Here is a 14,665-nt window from a genome sequence, read left to right as displayed (position 1 = left end):
TGTCTTGATGTTTTTCTGGTGTGCCCGCGAGTACGGGGTGCGGGGCCGCGCGGGCCGACCTCAGTCTCCTAGCGGATCGGGCTCGCCGAGTGCCTCGTCGATCGCGCGGCGCGCGCGGTCCATCGCTTCGCCGACGGCCGCCGGCCCGGCGCGCACCGAACGGTAATGCTCCGGCTCGGAACGGGGTGCCCCGCTGCGCGTATCGTGGCCCGGCGCCGACGCGCGCTCGATCAGCAACGTCACAAACGCGCCGCCCGCGCGGTCGTCGCGCGTGCTGACCGTGATCGTGAAACCGCGATGTTCCTGCTGCTCGTCCATGATGCGTCTCCGGATCGGTGCAGAAACCCTAGCATGCGGTCAAAACCGCAAAAGGGAAAGACCCTGCAACGCCACACCTGAGACGAGCGGGCATGTTATTGCACCTGAACGGCATTCACGGTTTTCATACCGCCCCCTAAAGTGCTTCTCACGATGTGCCAGTGCAGCATGGCCGGCACGTGACGCAACTCAGGAGCTCATCATGAAAACCCATCGTGGTCCCATGCCAGTCGCTTTCTTCGGTATTGCAGCCGGATCGCTGGCGCTCGTCAACACATGGCGCGTGGCAGCGAAACTCTGGCCGGTGCCCGGCGCCGTCGTGGATCTGCTGACATTCGCCGCGCTCGCGACGTGGCTTGCCATTCTTCTGACCTATGCGCACAAGTGGCTGCGCCACCGGACGGCCGCCTGTGGCAGGGTGGCCGGCCGCCGGAACGGGTAAACGCGGCCATCCGTCCCGGCTTTTTCATCGTGAAGACGGTGAGCAAGCTTCTGCCCGCGCTGCCCGCGGCGGTCGCGCCTGCGGCAGCGCCGGAAAACGGCGCGAGCGGCAACACGAAGGTCGTGCAACTGGCCGCACGTCGCATGCAATTCAAGTAAAACCCCGTTTGATCCGTTATCCACGACATCCTTTCAATCTGACGTCGGAGCACGGTTTGAACGATTCGAGGCTAGCCTGCGCTGTTGTTGCGTTTTCCATCACGCTGGCCGGATGTGTCACCACCCCGAGAGGGGCGCGGGTTGTCGTCCAGCCTGCCCCGCAACCCGTATCCGCGACGGTCGTCGTCGCACCGCAGCCTCTACGCCCGGCCGTCGTAGTGACGCAGCCGGTGGTGCGCGAGACGTATGCGCCCGCGCAATACGACGTGTATATCGCGGCGGCCACCGACCGGGATGTGATGTACGTGAACGGCAGCACGTACATCGGGTTCACCGGTTCCGACGGCAGGCGTCACCGGCAGTTCTACGCGCACGGCGACCATCGCCGGGACGTGTATCGCCGCAGGGCACATTTGCATGAAGTAATGGCGCATCACAACGGCCATCTGCCCGAACGGTACGCGCGTGACGAACATCATCGTGAGGTGGCGCGTCACGATGCGCACCGCGAGGCGGTGGCGATGCGTAAGCACGACCATCGCCACCCGTCAGGACCTCACGATGCGGGGCACGAGCACGGCCATGACGCGAGTCCGCATCGGGTCGCACAACATCCGCAGCACGGCGAGCACGGCCATCCGGTTCACGAAGCCGCCGGCAACCGGCATGGCACGGACCGGGATGCCCGCAAATCCTGATCCCGCGCCGGAGTGCAGTGTCCGCATTCGGGAAACACACCGGCAGTGGCCCTGGCGACAGACTCGAAGGGCCTTGGCTGCCGCGAACGATTCCGCCCAGCCGTCACGCAAAGCTTGCTTCGCACTCCGCGCAGCGCCTAATCTTCGCCATGGCGATTCATTCGTCGGAGGAAGCCGGATACCGCCGCAGACCTCGAACGGTCGTTCGTTCGCGTGGCGTATCCGTTGCGCCGGCAGCGCGACGCATGACACTCATCGGAGCGCCCCATGTTCCAGATTTCTGTCGTCAATCGCACGAGCAGCATTGCGGAGCGGGAAATGCATCGCGTGGTTCGCGCGATCAACCGTCAGATCGCGGAGGATTTCGAACCGTACTGGGCGTTCGGCGGCCGGCTGCGGGTCGAGGGGCCGACGGGCGCGGCGGCCGACCTTCAGCAACTGAACGAGCTGCGCGGCGACGCGATCCTGTACGTGCTCGATTCAGCGGGTTCGAACGACGCGCTCGGCTATCACGATCGCAATCTGTCGGGCATCCCGTACGGATTTGTGTTTCTCGATCTGTGCAAATCGCTGGGCGACGACTGGTCGACGACGCTTTCGCACGAAGCGCTCGAACTGGTGGGCGATCCGCAATGCAATCTGCTCGTACTGGGCCCGCATCCTGAAGTGCCCGATCGCACGGTGTATCACTTCTTCGAAATGTGCGACGCCGTGCAGTCGCAATGCTACGAGATCGATGGCGTGTCGGTGTCGAACTTCGTGCTGCCGCACTACTTCACCGCGGGCGAACAGGCTGGCGCGCGCAACGATTTCTGCGGGACCGGCCTCGCTTCGTTCGGCGTCAACCCGGGCGGCTATATCGGCTTCTTCGATCCGGCATCCGGCAGGAACCAGCAGTTTTTCGCGCACGATCCGAAGGCGGCCCGGCGTCTGCGGATGAAAACGGAATCTGGCAGCGGACGGATGGTGCTGCGCGACACGATGCTCGCCGCGACCCTCACCGCGACACCGCAAGGCGGTACCGGTGCGAACGGCGCGAACGGCGCGGCTCAGGGAACCGGCGATCGCGCAGCCGGCGTTGCGACGATGCAGGCAGCGACGGTCGCGGCATCGAACGATCCGATCCGGCACGTGGTTGTCCTGATGCTCGAAAACCGTTCATTCGATCACATGCTCGGCGCGTTGCGCGCGTCGTTCAATCACGCCATCGACGGTGTGGATCCAGACAATCCGGGTACGAATCTCGACGCGAAAAACAACGTCACGTTTACGCAGAAGCCGATCGCCGCGCAGTTCGTCCGGAAAGACTTCAAGGTGCCCCATGAATTCGACAACGTAGAGGCGCAGATCAAGGACGGCATGGCGCATTTCGTCGATGAGTATCGCCGGATGAGCCCGGATGCGCCGCTTCCGGACGGCGATCAGGTGATGGCGTACTTCAGGGATGGCGAGCTATCCGCGCTCCATGCGCTCGCGAAAAATTTCACGGTGTGCGACCGCTGGTTTTCGTCGATGCCGGGTCCGACATGGCCGAACCGTCTGTTCGTGCATAGCGGCACCACGCTCGGCGACGTGCTGATGCCCAACGGCGCGTTCGATACCGTGCGGATGTTTTTCGGCCGCTACAGCCAGCCGACGCTATACGACAGCCTCGATACCAAAGGCATTTCATGGCGGATCTATCACGGCGGCATTCCGCAGTCGATCGTCCTGACGCGCCTGAAGAAGCGTCTGCTGACGAATCACTATCAGGTCATGGACAGATTCTTCACCGATTGCAAAGGTCAGGCTGACAACTTCCCGTCGTATGCGTTTATCGAGCCGCGCTATTTCGCGGGCATGGGCGGTGTCGAGAACGACCAGCATTCGCCTGCGGGCATCGCCGCTGGAGAGCAGCTGATCGCGGACGTCTATAACGCGGTTCGCGCGAACCAGGCACTGTGGGAATCCACGCTGCTCATCATTACCTACGACGAGCACGGCGGTTTCTACGATCACGTCCAGCCGCCCGCCGCGACGCCGCCCGACGATCACACCGACAACTACGCGTTCGATCACCTCGGCGTGCGCGTGCCCGCGATTCTCGTGTCGCCGTGGGTGCCGGCCGGCGTCGATCACACCGTCTACGATCACACCAGTGTGCTTCGCTATGCGTGCGACAAATGGCAACTGCCGCAGCTTTGCCGCCGGACGATGTCGGGGCCGGGGCTGAATCCGGTCGGCAGCTTCGCTTCAACGATATCGCTCGACAAGCCGCGCACGGATACGCCGGCGACAATCGCGGCGACGGGCGTCGTCCAGATGGCGGCTGCTGTCGCCGATGTGCCGTCGAGCTTCCACGACGCGCAAGCGGCGCTGGTCTCCTACGCCGAACTCGTGCAACAGGAGCAGCAGCGCAATACGGCTGGACCGCAAACGGCGGCGGCGCTGTTCGCCGCGAGAGCGCCAACCGGCGATGCGCAGCCGGCTATCGACCAGCGCGCGTTGAACGTCGAGCGCTGGATGTTCGCGGCTCAGGCGGCCAGCAAGCCTCCCGCTTCGCAAACGGAGATCACCGTGCCGCCCGGCACGGCCGTGGCGCCGGCCGTGGCTGCGGCTGCGGCTGCGGCTGCGACGTCACTGGATGGCAAGACCGTTGACCACGCTGCGCCCAATGCGACTGGCGTCGCCGTGACTCCCGTCACGCCAGCGCCGGCTGCGGCGAAGCGGCGACGCACGCCGGGCACGAAGCGGCCCCGGCAGTAACGCGGCCCGCTATTGCGCGGACGCTTTCGGCGCGACACCGGTTGCGTCCGAAAACTCACGATATGACCTTCGAAGACCCTGCCTGAGCGGCGCGATCACAGATCGCGCTTTCCCTCACGGAAAACCGCTCTCCTCACGCGTGACGTGAAAAGCACAAAGGCATCCGGCGGTTCCCGCATAGCGGATTGCCGGATGCCTTGTGTTCACGCGGCCACCGCTCAGAAGCGGTGCGTCATGCCGATCATCGCCAGCACCTGCTTCGTGTCCGTTGTGCTCACCGTGACGCCCGGCCAGCTGACCGTCGCGCTACCGTTGTTCTTCATGTAACCCGCGCGCATGTAGAAGGTCGTACGCTTTGAAATCGAGTGCTCCGCGCCGATCTCGATGCCCGGTGTGTTGTCGTGCGCGCCGCGCACGTTGCGCTCGATACCCGCGATCTCGATGACGTCCGCGGAGGTCACCTGAATGGTCGCGCCCAGTTCGGCGATACTCAGCGAATGCGCCGTACCGAGCCGCGCGGCGAGCGAACCTGGCGCCGGATCCTTCGAACGGTTATACGAATAGTTGAACTGGAAGTTCACGATGCCAAGCTGGTAACCCAGCGCGCCGATAAAGTGCTCGGTGCCGAGCAGGCTGAGCGGTGCCGGCAACGAGGCAATCGTTTCCTGCCCCGGATGCTGGTTCACATACGCAAGACCCGCGTAAAAGCCGTAGCCCGAATAACGCAGCCCGACGTTCAGCATGTTGCCGGTCGTTTCCTGCACCGGCTGGGTGATGGTCGACGAGAACGCGTACATGCCGAACAGCTTCAGCCCACGCATATCCGGCGACTGGTAAAGAATCGAATTGCTCGCGCGGCCAGGGTCGTACTGCGTCGACAGCGTGTTGCGATCAACCGCAAGCACAGCCGCGGAGAACGGCGACGCGACTTCGTTCACCCGAAACGGATCGGTCGGATAGACGATGCGAAAGCTCGGTTCGTACTGACGTCCGAACGACAGCGAGCCGTACGTCGCGTGATCCAGCCCGACCCATGCCTGACGATAGAAGAGCGACGACGTATCGGCGAACAGGCCACCCGTGTTGAGGTTGAAACCCGTCTCGACGTCGAACTGCGCCTTGAGGCCGCCGCCCAGGTCTTCATTGCCCTTCAGCCCGAACAGCGAACCGGTCGAGCCGCCGCTTCGTTCGGAATACGAATGCTGCCCGCCGTTGTCGAGGTACTGGACGAGCGTATCGGCCACACCGTACAACATCACACCGGACTCGGCCGCCGCCGCGCTGCCGGCGACGAGAACCAGCGCGGCCCCGCAGATACCCTGACTGATCAAACGCATGCATGTCTCCTCTTTTGTGTCCGCCTGCAGCGGATCTGATTGCACAGCTTTCTGGTGTCCGGCGACCCCCGTGGGTCGTGCCGCTGGCGTGGCCTGTCCGGATCAAGGGTGACCGGTCATATCGAAAATAGAATGGACGTGCTAATTTCACGTCAACGGCATCTATTACACCAATGCATTATTTTCATCATAAGCTTGCAGAAAACGCATGCCGTCCGGCGCACGGAATACGGGCTTCGGGCCGCCAGAAAAGGTGCGTCCCGGTGGGTGCGAAAAACCCAGGGTATGCGATGAGTTGCGCGGTGCGCACGGTCTGACGGCAATACCAGGTGATGCCAGGTGATACCCGGTATGTGATGGAAGCATCGTGCGTGTCGCCAGTCTCACCGCGCCCATCGACGAATCCAGGCACCTCGATCCGATCCCTGGTGGCACTGACCGGGGTACCCCGCGGAACTGCTGATGAATTTCCCGACGTTCGTCTTTTAGCAACGATCCTTTCGCCGCGGCCTGCTTCCTCGCGCGGCCCGGCGGCGGCACCATGGCGTCCATGCCCCGACACCCCGCCGGGGTCTCCTCCAGCAGGACGAGCACTCAAGTGGACACCATTCAACGTTATCGGATCGGCAGCACGACGGTCACCCGCGTGACCGAACTGATTCGCCCCGAAGTACCCTCTGACTTTTTGTTTCCCGCCAGGGACCGGACGGTTCTGACGCACGACAGGCCGCGCTGGATCGGAGCGGAAAACGCGTCGGCCGACGGCCAGATACTGACGCTCAGCGTGCATAGCTGGATCGTTCAGACCGGCCGCCATACGATCGTGATCGACACCGGCGCGGGCAACGGCAAGAGCCGTCCACTCAACCCGCTGTTCGACCAGCTCGACACGCCGTATCTCGAACGCCTTGCCGCCGCCGGCGTGCAGCCCGCCGACGTCGACTTCGTGCTGATCACGCATCTGCACGTCGATCACGTCGGCTGGAACACGATACGCAGTGGCGAGCGCTGGGTGCCCACCTTCCCGAACGCCCAGTACGTATTCTCCGAAGCCGAATACCGCTTCTACGCGGACGAACAGCATGTGCGGACGCCGAGTGCCGGCGTATTCGCGGACAGCGTCCAGCCGGTCGTCGATGCCGGCCAGGCGCTGCTGATCGACGCGGAACATCAACAGCCGGTCGACGGATTCACGTTTCACCGCACCAAAGGTCACAGCTTCGATCATCTGTCGATCAGCCTCGCGTCCGACGGCGAACATGCGCTATTTTCCGGCGACGTCATGCATCACCCGGTGCAGGTCGCGAAACCGGAATGGAACTCCGTGTTCTGCGAGTTTGGGGACGATGCGCAACGCTCGCGCCTGTGGGCCCTGAACCATGCCGCGGACCACCGCGCGACATTCTTCAGCAGCCATTTCCCCGGCACGTCGGCCGGCGTCGTCGAACGCGACGACACCGGCTTCGTGTGGATTCCCCGTTAACCGCACACCCTCATCGGGCGATCATCATGACCAGCGACACAGTTATTCAGACCCGGGATTTCATGATTCCGGGCGACACGCCGGACATCGAACTGCATGTCCGCAACAAGCGGCCTGCCGGCCGCGAGAATTTCGGCGAAGCACGCACCGTGGTGCTGATGCACGGTGCAACCTACAGTTCCGGCAGTCTCTACGACACCCCGATCGAGGGCTATTCGTTCATGGACTATCTGGCGCACGCCGGCTTCGACGTGTATGCCGTCGATGTGCGCGGCTACGGCGAGTCCACCCGCCCGCAGGAAATGAACCTGCCGGCGTCGCAAAGCGAACCGCTGGTGCGCACCGAAACCGGAATCCGCGATTTCACGACAGCCGTCAACTTCGTGCTTCGCACGTCGGGCATTGCACGTCTGAACGTGATCGGCATGTCGTGGGGCGGCAGCGTCACCGGCGCGTTCACGGCGCGCAACGGCCACAAGGTGCGCAAGCTGGGACTCATCGCGCCGCAGTGGGTCAGCGACAGGCCGATCCCGCTTGGCGCCGGCGCCACGCCTGGCGGCTATCGCGTCGTACGCGCCGCCGATGCGCGCGAAAGATGGGTCGGGGCTGCGCCGCAATGGAAGCGCGATACGCTGATTCCCGACGGCGGCTTCGAAGCGTGGCTGGACAATACGGTCCGCACGGAACCTGACCCGACGTTACGCGCCAGCCAGTCGATCCGCGCCGTCAACGGACCCGTCCAGGATATCCGCGAATTCTGGGCGGTGGGCAAGCCTTTCTACGACCCCGGCCAGATCGAAGTGCCCGTGTTGCTCATCCATGGCGAATGGGATGTCGACGTGCCGCTGGCGTTGGCCCAGGACTATTTCGTTCATCTGACCGGCTCGCCCGACAAGCGCTGGCTCGAACTCGGCGAAGCCACGCACATGCTGGTCCTCGAAAAGAACCGCCGTCACGCGTATGACGCGCTGGCCGGCTTTCTGGGCGAGGCATGAGCGACACCGGCCCTGCCGGTGACACAGCAGGTTCGGGCGGGGCATCCGCTCGTCGGACTCTTCTTCCGGTGTGCGAGAATCCCCGGATGTCCATAGACCGAAGCGGACGATACGTGCCGCCTGTCCCCGATCCGCGATTGCATCGTGCCAACCCGACTGGTGTCGTGAATGGATAAACTCGCCGCCATGCAGGCGTTCGTCCGGGTGGTCGATTCCGGCACGTTCACCCGCGCCGCGGACCTGATGAACGTGCCGAAGTCCACCGTCACGCGTCTTGTCCAGGAACTCGAAAAAGACCTCGGCGTACGGCTTTTGCATCGCACGAGCCGACAGCTCACGTTAACCCAGGAAGGCCAGGCCTACTACGAAGGCTCGATCCGCATTCTCGACGAGGTCGGCTCGCTCGACGGCGGCGTATCGAGTGCGACCCGTTTGCCGAAAGGCAAGATCAAGATCGAGTTGCCCGGCTCGCTCGCCTGTCAGGTCGTGATGCCCGCGATGCCCGATTTCTTCGCGCGCTATCCGGATGTGCAGGTCGAAATGAATATCGGCAACCGCCCGGTCGATCTGATCGCGGAGAATATCGATTGCGTGGTGCGGCTCGGGCCGTTGCTCAACGATTCGCTGATCGCAAGGCCCGCGGGCACGTTACCCTTGATCATCTGCGCCTCGCCTGCGTATCTTGCGCGTCACGGCATGCCACGCGAACCGGCCGGTCTGTCGCAAGGCCACACGATCGTGCGCATGACGTCGCCGCGCTCGGGCCGCGACTTCGTGTTTCAACTTGCACGCGACGATGCCGTGGTCGAGGTCCACGGCGCCCATCAGCTCACGGTCAACGATTCGGGCGCGGCGCTCGCGGCAGGCATTGCCGGACTCGGCGTGCTGACCACCTACGCGTTTCTGGTCGAGCCGCATCTGCAATCCGGCGCGTTGCAACGGCTGTTTCCGGCCTGGCATGCCGGCCAGATTCCGGTTCATATCGCTTATCCGGCGAACCGGCATCTGGCGTCGAAGGTGCGGGTCTTCGTCGACTGGGCGATCACGCTGTTTCGCGCGATGCAACCTGTCTGAGCGCGCGTAATCAGCCTTCGAACGCCGGGCCCATCGGGCGCATTCGCAGGCCACGCGGCAAGCGGGTCCACGGCAGATCGGCCGGGTCCGCGATCATCGGACCGGGTGCCTTCGCGACCAGCACCGCATGTGCGATGGGTTCGAAATCCGCCCGAAAATGCACGGAGCTCTTGTTCACCAGAATACCCATCGTCTCCGGCTCGATTCCGGCGACACGGTAGAGGTTGCGATCGAGCATCTGCGATTTGACCGAACTCACTGCGATCGACACGCCGTCGATCCGCAGACAGGCGACCGGGCCAAGATCGACCTCCATGCCGTGCATCATCGGCCCGTCGAACCGGCATTGGCCATCCGTCACGGAGACGACCTCGAACGAGGCGCACAGCGGTCCGTCGCCTGGCACGCCCGATGTGCCGCCGAGCGCGACATCGATGCGCGCGCAGATACCCGCCCGATGCGCTTGCGCCGCGGCGGCCGGGTCCCAGATCAATCCGGCCGCGGCCCGTTGCGCGCCGTTGCGCAGCAGCGCGCGCACCATCCCCATCGTGTTCGAGTCGCCGCCCGCGCCGGGGTTGTCCTGCGTGTCCGCGATCACAACCGGTCTGGTAGCAGCCGCGCTCAGGCGCATTGCTTCGCGGACTGCCTCGTCGGATGTCAGGAACGGAACTTCCCACGCGGCTTCCTGATCGACGATCGCGCCGTACAGCGCGTCGAGCGTTACGCGCAGCGCGGCAGCGGCTGCATCGCCCGGCGACGATAACGGAGGTGACTGTCTCCACGATCGCCGGCGGTGGAGCATGCCAGCACGGCTCAATCGTCATTGAGCAAAGCGCGGCGGGCAAGCGCAACTTCGGCAGTCAGGCGTTGCCTTGCGGGCAACGCCCCAGCCGGGTTCGCGCGCGCTCACTCATCGCGGCAAAGGCCGGTCCCAATACGGCGGATCGCCGATGTGCCCGCGAATATGCTCCAGAAACAGACGCGCCCTCGTCACGTGCGAGCGGCCAGGCAGGCGAACCGCGTAGATCGCGGGGGCGTCCTTGACGGCGTTGCCGTCGTCGGACGAAAACAGCGACACGAGCCGACCTTCATGCAAGCAGTCGCCGACCAGCCAGCTCGCCAGATGCACCACACCCAAACCCGCGACAGCAGCGTCGAGCAGGGTCTCCGTGTCGTCGCACTGAAGGCGTCCGCTGACCGGCAACGGCGCGCCGCGGTTCAGACCCGGGAAGGTCCACCAGCCAGGCGGCGTCGGCTTTGACGACACCGTCAGACATTCGTGATCGACCAGTTCCCTGAGCGTGCCCGGGCGCCCGGCTTTCTCCAGATAGGCCGGCGCGGCACAGACCAGCCGCCGTAACGGCGCGAGCCGGGTCGCCACGAGATCGCCATCCGTGAGGCGCCCGATCCGTATGGCCAGATCGACACGCTCGACCGAAAGATCGATCACCTTGTCGCTCAGTTGAAGATCGACCTTCATGTGCGGGTATTTCATCAGGAACGACCGCACAGCAGGTGCGATGTGCCGCCGTCCGAAAGCCGACGGCGCGGCGATGGTCAGCACGCCGCGTGGTTCGGCATCGCTGCTGGACAGGAAATCGCGCGCTTCGGTCAACTCCAGCAACACGTTGCGCGCCGTGCCGAGGAAGTGCTGCCCGGCGTCGGTCAACACCAGCCTTCTCGTTCCCCGTCGAAACAGCGGAAGCCCCAGTTCGGCTTCCAGACCGTCGATCCTGCGCGTCACCGACGACACCGCGACGTCGAGTTCGCGCGCAGCCGTGGAAAAGTTGCCCGCCTCGACAACGGCGACAAACACCTCCAGGTCTTTTAGCATCCAGCGCTCCACTTTTGCATTTATTGCAATCTGACTTTGCATGTTAGCCGATTGTTTAGCAATTCCCGCAAAAGCACAATCACGCCATCGAATCGACGGCATGGTGCCGGGAAAAAGGAAACGATCATGAAAACTCGCAACATGCATTTCACCGCACGGAAGCTGTGGACCGGCACGGTGCTCGCGGCGACCTTGCTGGCCTCGAACCTGGCGATCGCCGGCGACATCACGTTCACCGCCGACCAGGCCTATCCGGAAAGCGTCACGTGGTCCGCGCGGCAACACGTCTTCATGGTGGGCTCGGTCCGGCACGGCACGGTTGGCAAGGTCACGCCGGACGGCCGGTACACGGTCTTCATCAAGGACAGCCGTCTCGTGTCCACGCTCGGCCTGCTGGTCGACGACCGACGCAACGTGCTGTGGGTCACCAACTCCGATCCGGGCGCCGGCGAACGCACCAGTGAGGCCACGCGCGGCAAGCTGGCGGCCGTGGCGACCTACGACGCCACCACCGGAGCACCGCGTGCCTACTACGATCTGTCGAGTCTCGATCCGGGTGCGCATCTGGCCAACGATCTGGTCCTCGACGCCCGCGGTAACGCGTATGTGACCGACAGTTTCGCGCCGGTGATCTACCGCATCGACACAAAGGGACACGCGTCGATCTTCGCGCGCGACGCACGCTTCAAAACCGGCGAAGGCTTCAACCTGAATGGCATCGCCATACATCGCGACGGTTATCTGCTGACCGGCAATTACAACTCGGGCGAATTGTTCCGTGTCGACCTCAACGATCCGTCGAAAATCGAACCGGTGAAATTGTCAGCGCCGTTGAAAGGCGCGGACGGATTCAACCTGATCGACGGCAACCATCTTGTCGTCGTGCAAAACGCGGGCGTGGATCAGACCGTCGAACTGGTTTCCACCGATGGCTGGCATAGCGCCACGATTGTCCGCAAACAAAAAAGCGAACAGTCCATGCCCACTGCGGCCGTGAAAAAGAATGGTCAGGTGTACGTCCTGAACTCGCGGATCGACACGCTGTTCAAGCCGGATGCACCCAAGGTTAGCGAATATATCCTGCAGCAATTCTAGACCGGCACTTTCCCAGGCACAGGCGTCAGGCAAAGCCCACTGCCTCGCGGCCTTTGCCAATGCCTGCCTTTGATCCGCTCAATTCAAACTGAAGGAATCCCCATGTTGACCCTTTACTTCCACCCGACGCCGAACGGCACGAAAGTCGCATTGATGCTGGAAGAACTGCAGTTGCCGTATAACCTGCAACCCATCGACATCTTCAAGGGAGAGCAGCACGCACCTGAATTCCTGAAGATCAATCCGAATGGCAAAGTACCGGCGCTCGATGACGACGGCATCACACTCTTCGATTCTCACGCGATCCTTCTGCATCTCGCGGAGAAACATGACAGGCTGATGCCGTCCGCGCCAGCTGGGCGCGCGGCGGCGCTGTCCTGGCTTCAACTTGTTGCGACAGGTCTGTCGCCGTTCTCCGGTCAGGCCGTGCATTTCCTGCACTACGCGCCCGAGCCGCTTCCGTATGCCCGCAACCGCTATGTCAAGGAAGTCGAACGGCATTACCAGGTACTCGATCGACGGCTCGCTGACACGCCTTACCTTGCCGGCAACCAGTATTCGATTGCCGATATCGCGCTATGGGGCTGGGCGAATTCAGCGGCCTATATCTTCGGTGAGCAAGGTCTTGCCGACTATCGACATGTGAAACGTCTCGTCGATGAAATTTCGGCACGCCCCGCCGCCGCACGCGTCAATGCGCTGAAGAGCAGCCTGACGCTCAAGACCGAAATGGACGACGACGCCCGGCGCGCGATGTTCCCGCAAAATCAATAGCGTCTGAATGCACCAGCCGGAATGCGTGTGAAATGAAACGCCTGCCGGCTGGTGCAACCCGCCCGGAGACGGGCGTTGTACGAGTGTTGCTCCCAGAGCAACACGCCCTGCCAGATGTTGATCTTGCCGGTCCATTTTTGGGTATGGACCATAAGCACAAATGGCGGAGGTCGTCCGTTTTTTCGGGCGCATGAGCAGCGGCGCGAACCGCGCCTATGCCGCACTGCGCACCCTCGCGATGCAACGGAACATGAGCGTCGAGGATTTGTGCATCGCGTTAGCGACGGCACCATGAGGCAACGTGTCCCCTGGTTGCCCTGAAGGCAACGTACCCTTTCCAAAGTTGCACTTGCCTTAACCGGGTTACGCAAGGATGCTGCTGAACGGAACACACCGTGCTCCGTTTCTCCGGGCAAACCCATGACGAGCGATTTTCAGATGACCCATTCTTCTTCGTATCCGACCGGTCGCCCACAGGGTTGGCGCGCTCACCTCGAACGCGCAGTCCAGCGGCGCGATGAAATCGGCGCATGGACACAGCTGGATCCCGCCGCGATCGAACGGGAATTCCTCGCCTCGGGAAGTGAAGGCGGAAAGCCGCTCGCCGGCCTGTCGGTTGGCGTGAAGGACATCATCGATGTCGCCGGCTTCGCGACTGGCTGCGGCTCTTCCGCCTGCGCGGATCACGTCGCGTTCGCGGATGCCGCGATCGTTGCCATGCTGCGGGATGCCGGCGCGCTGATATTCGGCAAGACCGCGACGGCGGAGTACGCGTATCTGACGCCACCCGTCACGCGAAATCCAGTCGACCGGCGGCGCTCTCCAGGCGGCTCGTCGTCCGGTTCCGCGGCGGCCGTCGCGGACTTTCAGGTTGAAGCGGCAACCGGAACCCAAACGGCCGGATCGATCATCCGCCCCGCTTCGTTTTGCGGAATCGTCGGATACAAGCCCAGCCACGGCATGTTCAGTCTCGCTGGCGTCAAGCCGACGTCGAGAAGCCTCGACTGCATCGGATGGATGGCACGGGATGTCTTCACCACCAGATCCATCTGGTCCGCGCTCAGGCCGCTCACGGACCGGGCGCCTTCCAGGCCGCCTGTTCTGGGAATCTGCCGCACGGAAAACTGGCCACAGGCTTCGCCCGAACTTCGTACCGCGCTGCTGCGCCTCGGGTCGGCGATCGGTGCATCGAACGAAGCCGCGTTACCGGCCGGCCTCGATGCGCTGCACCACACCATCATGAAGTTCGAGATGCGCGCCGAGCTCACCACCGAACGGCTGCAGTTCGCGGATCGACTGAGTCAATGCCTGTTCCAGTTCCTGAACGACGATCCGGTTAGCTTCGACGACTACCGGAAAGCGCTCGAGTCGCGTCGCAGCATCGATATCGAGGCGATTTTTTCGAACGCGGACATTCTGGTCACACCGGCGGCGCCGGGTGAGGCCGTCGAGTATGGAAGCACCGGAAGCCCGATCTTCAATCGTGTCTGGACGCTGCTGGGCCTGCCGTGCATCACCCTCCCGTTCGCACTCGGCGCTCATGGACTGCCGCTTGGCGTCCAGCTCGTCGCCAGACACGGCGACGACGAGCGCCTGTTCGACGCTGCGCTGGCAATCGAGCAATTCATTCGCGATACCCGGCCGGCGTAACGCCGGTTGCGGGGCGGCGGGGGGGGTTTGTTTGCGCGCCCCGCCCGCGCGCGCGGGGTAAC

The 14,665-nt window shown here is 63.5% G+C and carries 13 protein-coding genes and 1 pseudogene; 10 read left to right on the top strand and 4 right to left on the bottom strand.

The features are described from left to right. Positions 1 to 60: 60 nt before the first annotated feature. Positions 61 to 318, bottom strand: a complete 258-nt coding sequence (locus tag LPA37_RS22950) for a hypothetical protein (protein WP_228983543.1) — start codon at positions 316 to 318, stop codon at positions 61 to 63. Between the two features lie 202 nt (positions 319 to 520). Between LPA37_RS22950 and LPA37_RS22945 the strand changes: the two genes are divergently transcribed. From LPA37_RS22945 to LPA37_RS22935, 3 genes are all read left to right on the top strand, one after another. After that, positions 521 to 760, top strand: coding sequence for a TDT family transporter (locus LPA37_RS22945; RefSeq protein ID WP_229013801.1), 240 nt, complete (start codon positions 521 to 523; stop codon positions 758 to 760). 214 nt (positions 761 to 974) lie between these two features. Then, the gene (locus LPA37_RS22940; RefSeq protein ID WP_229013800.1) at positions 975 to 1,616 is read left to right on the top strand and encodes a hypothetical protein; all 642 of its coding nucleotides are present in this window, start codon (positions 975 to 977) and stop codon (positions 1,614 to 1,616) included. A gap of 267 nt (positions 1,617 to 1,883) precedes the next feature. Next, entirely contained in the window at positions 1,884 to 4,361 is a 2,478-nt protein-coding gene (locus tag LPA37_RS22935) for an alkaline phosphatase family protein (RefSeq protein ID WP_229013799.1), read from the top strand. A gap of 218 nt (positions 4,362 to 4,579) precedes the next feature. Here LPA37_RS22935 and LPA37_RS22930 read toward each other — a convergent pair whose 3' ends face one another. Continuing rightward, positions 4,580 to 5,698, bottom strand: coding sequence for a porin (locus tag LPA37_RS22930; RefSeq protein WP_228983535.1), 1,119 nt, complete (start codon positions 5,696 to 5,698; stop codon positions 4,580 to 4,582). 598 nt (positions 5,699 to 6,296) lie between these two features. Between LPA37_RS22930 and LPA37_RS22925 the strand changes: the two genes are divergently transcribed. The 3 genes from LPA37_RS22925 to LPA37_RS22915 all read left to right on the top strand — a co-directional run bounded on the left by LPA37_RS22925 (position 6,297) and on the right by LPA37_RS22915 (position 9,250). Next, positions 6,297 to 7,181, top strand: coding sequence for an MBL fold metallo-hydrolase (locus LPA37_RS22925; RefSeq protein WP_229013798.1), 885 nt, complete (start codon positions 6,297 to 6,299; stop codon positions 7,179 to 7,181). Positions 7,182 to 7,207: 26 nt separating this feature from the next. Beyond that, positions 7,208 to 8,176, top strand: a complete 969-nt coding sequence (locus LPA37_RS22920; RefSeq protein WP_228983530.1) for an alpha/beta hydrolase — start codon at positions 7,208 to 7,210, stop codon at positions 8,174 to 8,176. Positions 8,177 to 8,344: 168 nt separating this feature from the next. Next, complete coding sequence (locus LPA37_RS22915) at positions 8,345 to 9,250, top strand: LysR family transcriptional regulator (protein WP_229013797.1); 906 nt, start codon at positions 8,345 to 8,347, stop codon at positions 9,248 to 9,250. Positions 9,251 to 9,260: 10 nt separating this feature from the next. On the opposite strand, the pseudogene LPA37_RS22910 reads toward LPA37_RS22915, so the two are convergent. Together LPA37_RS22910 and LPA37_RS22905 are read right to left on the bottom strand one after the other, a co-directional pair. Continuing rightward, positions 9,261 to 9,986: pseudogene (locus LPA37_RS22910) on the bottom strand (MlrC C-terminal domain-containing protein); the annotation flags it as partial. Between the two features lie 174 nt (positions 9,987 to 10,160). Next, positions 10,161 to 11,084, bottom strand: a complete 924-nt coding sequence (locus LPA37_RS22905) for a LysR family transcriptional regulator (RefSeq protein WP_229013796.1) — start codon at positions 11,082 to 11,084, stop codon at positions 10,161 to 10,163. A 126-nt stretch (positions 11,085 to 11,210) separates the two neighbouring features. Here LPA37_RS22905 and LPA37_RS22900 point away from each other — a divergent pair, with 126 nt between their 5' ends. From LPA37_RS22900 to LPA37_RS22890, 4 genes are all read left to right on the top strand, one after another. Then, entirely contained in the window at positions 11,211 to 12,179 is a 969-nt protein-coding gene (locus LPA37_RS22900; protein WP_229013795.1) for a hypothetical protein, read from the top strand. Between the two features lie 102 nt (positions 12,180 to 12,281). Further along, on the top strand, positions 12,282 to 12,953 hold the full coding sequence (locus LPA37_RS22895) for a glutathione S-transferase family protein (RefSeq protein ID WP_228983518.1): 672 nt from the start codon (positions 12,282 to 12,284) through the stop codon (positions 12,951 to 12,953). A gap of 160 nt (positions 12,954 to 13,113) precedes the next feature. Further along, positions 13,114 to 13,248 carry a hypothetical protein gene (locus LPA37_RS27750; protein ID WP_267478191.1) on the top strand — a complete coding sequence of 45 codons (135 nt, stop codon included), beginning with the start codon at positions 13,114 to 13,116 and terminating at the stop codon, positions 13,246 to 13,248. Positions 13,249 to 13,391: 143 nt separating this feature from the next. Beyond that, the gene (locus tag LPA37_RS22890) at positions 13,392 to 14,603 is read left to right on the top strand and encodes an amidase (RefSeq protein ID WP_229013794.1); all 1,212 of its coding nucleotides are present in this window, start codon (positions 13,392 to 13,394) and stop codon (positions 14,601 to 14,603) included. The last annotated feature ends 62 nt before the right edge of the window (positions 14,604 to 14,665 follow it).

It is taken from the genome of Paraburkholderia gardini, from assembly GCF_907164545.1.
In the GTDB taxonomy this organism is placed as follows: domain Bacteria; phylum Pseudomonadota; class Gammaproteobacteria; order Burkholderiales; family Burkholderiaceae; genus Paraburkholderia; species Paraburkholderia gardini.
This window is presented reverse-complemented; position numbering and strand designations above follow the sequence as displayed.